This is a genomic window from Longimicrobiales bacterium (assembly GCA_035764935.1).
GTDB lineage: Bacteria > Gemmatimonadota > Gemmatimonadetes > Longimicrobiales > RSA9 > DASTYK01.
In genome coordinates this window covers 1-6,280 of the sequence record DASTYK010000102.1, presented here as the reverse complement: position 1 = coordinate 6,280, position 6,280 = coordinate 1, and the positions used below count along the sequence as shown (strand labels likewise).

5 protein-coding genes and 1 riboswitch are annotated in these 6,280 nt (G+C 66.1%); of the genes, 3 read left to right on the top strand and 2 right to left on the bottom strand.

The genetic code is table 11. The annotated features are described in order from the left end of the window. Window positions 1-706: glycosyltransferase (locus VFU06_08500; GenBank protein HEU5209437.1), on the bottom strand; the 706-nt coding region annotated here is incomplete at its 3' end. A 203-nt stretch (window positions 707-909) separates the two neighbouring features. Continuing rightward, complete coding sequence (locus VFU06_08495) at window positions 910-1,500, bottom strand: hypothetical protein (GenBank protein ID HEU5209436.1); 591 nt, start codon at window positions 1,498-1,500, stop codon at window positions 910-912. A 201-nt stretch (window positions 1,501-1,701) separates the two neighbouring features. Between VFU06_08495 and VFU06_08490 the strand changes: the two genes are divergently transcribed. The 3 genes from VFU06_08490 to VFU06_08480 all read left to right on the top strand — a co-directional run. Further along, complete coding sequence (locus VFU06_08490) at window positions 1,702-2,760, top strand: FemAB family XrtA/PEP-CTERM system-associated protein (protein ID HEU5209435.1); 1,059 nt, start codon at window positions 1,702-1,704, stop codon at window positions 2,758-2,760. Window positions 2,761-2,900: 140 nt separating this feature from the next. Beyond that, window positions 2,901-4,004, top strand: coding sequence for a DegT/DnrJ/EryC1/StrS family aminotransferase (locus tag VFU06_08485; GenBank protein ID HEU5209434.1), 1,104 nt, complete (start codon window positions 2,901-2,903; stop codon window positions 4,002-4,004). A 251-nt stretch (window positions 4,005-4,255) separates the two neighbouring features. After that, window positions 4,256-4,344: riboswitch (cyclic di-GMP riboswitch) on the top strand. Between the two features lie 185 nt (window positions 4,345-4,529). Beyond that, window positions 4,530-6,280 (top strand): Ig-like domain-containing protein (locus VFU06_08480; protein ID HEU5209433.1); only part of this gene is annotated, 1,751 nt, incomplete at its 3' end.

Below are 6,280 nucleotides of genomic sequence, written 5' to 3'. Positions count from 1 at the left end.
AGCCGCGCTCGTGCGTGACCAGTGCGGCGGCGAAATCGCGGCTCAGTCCTGCCGGCAGGTCGTGCTGGTGCAATTCGCGCCGGATCGCGTAGAAGCAGCCGGACGCGCCGACGATGCCGGACAGCTCGGTCTCGACACTGCGCAGCCACATCTCGTAGCCGACGTACGCCGACTCACCCACGTTCAGCTCGCCGTCCACCTTCGTCACGCTGACGTCCCGGCCAGAGGCCAGGCCGACCTGCGGATCGGCGAAGCGGACGATCAGCGGCTTGAGCGAGTTGCGGTCGAGCCGGATCGATGCGTCCGTGTTCACGACGATCTCGCCGCGCAGCAGCGACCGGGCGGCATTCTCCGCCGCCGACTTACCCCCCCGCACCGGCATCCGCAGCAGCTCGATCCCCTTGGATGCGTAGGACCGGACGATCTCGTCCGTGCCGTCGTCGGATGCGTCCGACACGACCAGCACCTGCATCCGCTCCTTCGGATAGTCCAGCCGCAGGATGCTCTCGAGCAGGTCCCGGATCTGCCCGACCTCGTTGTAGACGGGGATCGTGATGCTGATGCTCGGCCAGCCGCCCGCCTGGGCGGCAGCCACCGGCAGCCCGCCCCGGACCGAGCGGACGATCCGGAGCAGGAGCGGATACAGCGCGTACGCGTACATCACCACGAACACGGCAAAGCCGATCAACACCCACGCGAACAGCATCCAACCTCCGTATCGGCGCCGGCCCCTGCACCGGATGAGCGTTGCGTCAGCGCAACGGTTCGCGGACGACGGCCAGAGCGTCGAACGCGCGCAACACCGCGCTGGCGTGCGGATTTTCTCGTGAAGCGCCTGCAGTGCAGGCGTCAGGACGGCGGGAGGAAGGGCAAGTCAGGTGCCGTGTGGGGCGCCACGGCGTGGGTCGACTAACCCCGGTTAGTATCACTCCAGAGAGCTGTGACCAGCTCGCCGATGCACCGATCGATCCGGTCGAAAACCCGCTCGAAGACGTCCTCGGGATGGCCGTACGGATCCTGGATCGTGCGCGTATCCAGCGGGGCAGGGTCGAGGTCGCCCAGGATCAGGACGCGGCTACGGCCGGGTCCGATCAACGCGAGCACGTCGTCGTGCTGGCGCCGGTTCATGACGACGACCAGGTCCGTCTGCTCCAGCTCCGGTCCATCCAGCAGCCGCGACCGGTGTCCCGACAGGTCGACGCCGCGGCGACCACCCACGCGCTGTGCCAGTTCGGATGCAGGCCGGTCCGGCCCGATGAAGCCCATCGAGCTCACACGTACCCGCTCGCGCACGTGCGCGGGTAGTGCGCGCGCGAACGCGGCGGCCGCGTATGCGCTCCGATTGATGTTGCCGTGGCAGATGAAGACCGCGCTGCGGATGTCCGCGCCGGCGAGCATCTCTTGTGCGGCGGTGCGGCGACGGGCGTGCAGCAGCCGGTCCGGGAGGTGGCGGACGGCGCGGGCAGCACCGCGCAGGCGGGATGTCAGACCGGAGCTCATCGTCGTCGAAGCCTGGTAGATGTTGGAGCACGGAGGTTAACGGATCGCCGCCTGGCCGTCACTGTTGCGAAGTTGCCACAGTGGCCTGCGGCGGCAGGCGCGGCCACCGGTCCATTCCGTTGTCGCACAACACTTCCGATGCGTCTCGCGACGTCCATCCACACGCCAGCCGCAGGCTTCCGCCTTGCATTCCCCACCGGCATGAATCAGACGACGATGTCACCCGCCGGGCCCGCGGGCGTGGCGGAATACGCAGTGGAGCCGCTGCGCGATGGCGCCGAATGGGACGCATTCGTGCGCACCGCCGATGGCGGGACGTTCGCCCATCTCTCGGGCTGGCAGTCGGTCTTCGAGACCCACATGCGCCATCCCGCCACCTACCTCGCCGCGCGCGCGGCGGACGGCACACTGTCCGGCATCCTGCCCCTCGTCGAGTTTCGGAGCCGGCTGTTCGGCAGCCGGATCATCTCGGTCCCGTACCTGAACGACGGTGGCCCGCTCGGCGAGCCGGACGCCGTGCGTCTGCTCATCGACGCCGCACTAGGCCTCGCTCACCGTCGATCGGCTGCCCTCGAGCTGCGCTGCCGGCACGCGCCCGTCGGGCACCGCGCCGAACCTCGTAAGGTGACGGTGCTGCTGGATCTGCCGACGGATTCGGAAGCGCTCTGGAATGCCCTGCCCTCGAAGCTGCGCAGCCAGGTGCGCCGGCCGCAGAAGGCGGGCATGACCGCGCGCTTCGGGCCCGCCGAGCTGCCCGCCTTCTACGACGTCTGGTCCCGCAACATGCGCGACCTCGGCACGCCGGTGCTGCCGCGGCGCTTCTTCGCGGCTGCAGCCGCGACGTTTCCGGACGAGTTCCTGGTCGGATGCGTGTACCGGGGCGACGTCCCGGTCGCGGCCGGCGCGGGCTTCCTGTTCCGCGGCGAGTTCGAGATCACCTGGGCGTCATCGCTGCGCGAGCACAACCGCGACGCGCCGAACATGCTGCTGTACTGGTCGTTCATGGAGCACGTGATCGAGCGCGGTGCGGAGGTGTTCAACTTCGGGCGCTGCACTCCCGGCGAGGGCACGCACCGGTTCAAGCTGCAGTGGGGGGGTGAGTCCGTGCCGCTGCACTGGGTGGTCGCGCCGGAGGAAGCATCCAGTGACGCCGGGCCCGGCCGCATCACGCGACTCGGGTCTTCAGCATGGCAGCGCCTGCCGGTGCGGGTCGCCAATGCGATCGGACCGATCGTCGCGAGACAGCTTCCATGGTGGTGACGACAGTACAGCGCAAGCAGGCCGCGCCGCCGATGGCTGTGAAGCGACGGCGCACGCTCCGACACACGCCTCCGGTCGCGTCGCCGCTGCCTCTGCGCGCGTTGCTCGATGCCGTGTTGCGCACGCTTCGCGGAAGCGACGTGCACGAGGAGCTGCGTTCATATCTGAAGCAGCGATTCGCCGCGGACGACGTGCTGCTCTACAGCAGCGGAACACATGCTCTGACCGTAGCGATCGATGCGACGCTTCCCGTGGGCTCACCACGCATCGTCGCGCTGCCGGGTTTCGCGTGCTTCGACCTGGCGACTGCAGCGATCGGTGCGGGTGCAACGGTACTCCTGTACGATGTCGATCCGGCGACGCTCGGCCCTGACTGGGACTCGTTCGACTCAGCACTCGCGGCGGGAGCGTCCGCTGCGGTCGTTGCACCGCTCTTCGGCCTGCCGATCGACTGGGAACGCGCCGAGGCGATTGCGCAGCGCCACGGCGTCGCATTGATCGAGGATGCCGCTCAGGCAGCGGGTGGTGCGTGGAAAGGCCGGCCGATCGGCAGCCTGGGCGAGATGAGCGTGTTGAGCTTCGGGCGTGGAAAGGGATGGACCGGATCGGGTGGCGGGGCCTTGCTGCTGCGAGGGTCCAGAGGTGCGCGAGCTGGAATGAAGCAGCAGATGATGGATGCTTCGGCGCGCGACAGCCTCCGCGCCTTCGTGAAGGCATGCGCGCAGATGCTGTTGTCGCATCCGCTGGTCTACGGGGTGCCCGCATCGATGCCGTTCCTGCACTTGGGCGAGACGCGCTACAAGGAACCGGCTTCGGTGCGCGGGATGAGTCGCTTCTCGGCAGCCCTCGCTCTCGAGACCGCTGAGTGCTCGCGAGTCGAGCGCGGTCGTCGCGCACAGTGGGCAGCGAAGTACGCGGCTCAGTTGGCGGATGTGGCGAGTATTCAGACTTTCGATGCCGCCCTTGATGCCAGCTCCACGGGCGGCTGGGTGCGTTACCCGCTGCTCACGACCCGCGCCATACGGACGCATCTCCTGACCGAGCTCGGTCGTGACGGTCTGGCCGCGTCCTACCCGATCCCGCTGCGCTCCCTTCCGGAGATGCAACCACATCTCGCGTGGACCTCGGTAGAAACACCCGGCTCAGATATGCTGGCTGATGGATTGCTCACACTGCCGACGCACGCTCATGCGCCTACCGATATCGGATCGCTGCTAGAGGGGCATTTTGTCGCCAAAAATTAGCGGCTTATAGCGTCAGGAAGTAGCCGAACCCAGCAGAATCTTTCTCCCTCAGTGCCTCGTCACCACGTGCCTGGAACCTCGAAAGCACTTCTACTGTAACCTTTTACGGCGTCGAGTATTCAGCGGGAACGCGCTTTGCCGCACCACCCGCCGACCGTAGAGCTGCGGTCCGGCTCGAATGCCGTGCCTCATGAAGTAGTGAGAGCAGCCGCGTCCCCGATCGGGTGACGGGACGCTCTGAAATGAAGGAACGCTGCTCAGAGCAAAACCGCCGAAAGGCGGTGACGCAGAGCCACGGGGCTACAGCAGGATAACCTGCCACGCCAGCCGAGCCGCCAGCGTCGACTTCGTCGACCTGGCGGCATTTCTATGCCGGTCGACACGAGGCATAGGAAGGATCGGTGCCCCATGCATGACCGCAGCTCGTATCACCGCATCAGAAGCACAGCAGCAGCAGTCGCAGTCTGTCTGACCGTTGGCGCAGCAGTGAGCTGTGACAGTAGTGACCCCTCGAGTCCGTCAGCGATGGTGGACGTCGCGATCGTTGTCGATTCAGCATCGCTGGATGTGCGCGAGGGAGAGACCGTCAACCTGAAGGCTACCGTCCTCGATTCCGACGGCAACCCGGTCGAAGGCGCGCGGATCGAGTGGGCCAGCGAGAACTCCGAGATCGCGGAGGTGACAGCCGACGGAACGCTGACTGCGAGGCAGCCCGGCACAGTCGAGCTGACTGCGTCCACGTATGGCAGCTCCTGGGATTTCCGGGCCTGGATCCGCAGCCTGCCCAGATCGATTGCGATCGTGGCCGGCAACGAGCAGGAAGGGGCACCCGGCGAAACGCTGCCGGAACTGCTCACGGTGCGCCTCCTGGACCGCAAGGGCAGGCCGACTGGTGGCGTTCCGGTGACGTTCAGCGTCACGGCCGGCGGCGGCACGGCGGGTCCGATGAGTACCGTGACCGACGTCGAGGGACGCATCAGCGCCATGTGGACGCTGGGCGAATCCGGTGAGCAGCGCCTCGAGGCGCGTGTGCGCCAGGACCACGCGAGGGTGATGAAGCGATCGTCGGTAGCATTCACCGCGATCGCGCAGGAGCAGCAGACGGAGGACCCGCCGGTCTCGCTCGGTCAGGTGACGATCGACGTCCCGGCAGATACGGTGCTGGAAATCGGCGCTTCCGCCACGCTTCAGGCGACTGCGCGCGATGCAGTTGGAAGCCTGATCGAGGACGCGGACATACAATGGTCCTCCTCGAACCCTGACATACTGACGGTGGACGATATGGGAAGACTGGTGGCGAAGGCGGCTGGAGCGGTGCTGATTACAGCCGCAGCCGCGGGGTGTGCGTCCGATACGCAGCGCATGGTGGTCGAGCCGCCTCCGGTGGAAGCCGAGAACCCGGCAGCCGTCACCGATCTCACGGTCGGCGACGTGAGCACGAGCTCCGTCACGCTGCGGTGGACGGCGGTGTCCGATGGCGCGGGCGACGTTGCGAGGTACGCGATCCGTTACGGCAGCCCGACACTGAGCTGGGGCTCCGCGTATGAAACGGAGGTCTCCGTTGATGCGGATTCGGCCGGTCAAGCAGTCTCCTATACCTACAGCGGGCTCGCGGATGGAACGGATTACCAGTTCCGTCTCGTCAGCTACCGGGGCACGCTGAACCAGGGTGCAGTCTTCGGGGATTATTCGAACAGCGTTTCAGCGGCGACCGAAATAGAGCAGGGTGGCGAGCCGGATGTCGCGAGCGTGACTGCGACACCAGGGAGCCATACGTTTACAGCCGTGGGTCAGAGCCTGCAGATTGAGGCGACCGCTCGGGACGCAGGTGGTACGGTGGTCAGCGGTGCCGGCTTCACCTGGGCAAGCACGAACTCCTCAGTCGTGAGCGTGAACAGCATGGGTCTGGTGACGGCGCGTGGTGCGGGAAGTGCTCTTGTTATTGTGTCGGCCGTATGCTGTAACGCCGCAGACTCGGTGGAAGTAAATGTAGACATCGCACCGAGCACCGGAGATGTGCTATTCGCTGATGACTTCGAGTCTCAAACGCTAGGATCCGTTCCAATCGGAGGCATTTGGACGACGCCAAACCACGGAAACGGCGAGTATGTCGCGGTCAGTGATGACATTAGTTTTGATGGGTCTCGATCGCTGAAGTTCCACTTTAGCGGAACTGGTTCTGGCGGGGACGGATTCGCGGAAATGCGCTTTGACTTCGACGCGAATTACAAAGAGCTCTGGACCGAGTTCTATGTGTACTTCCCCAACGGGGCAGA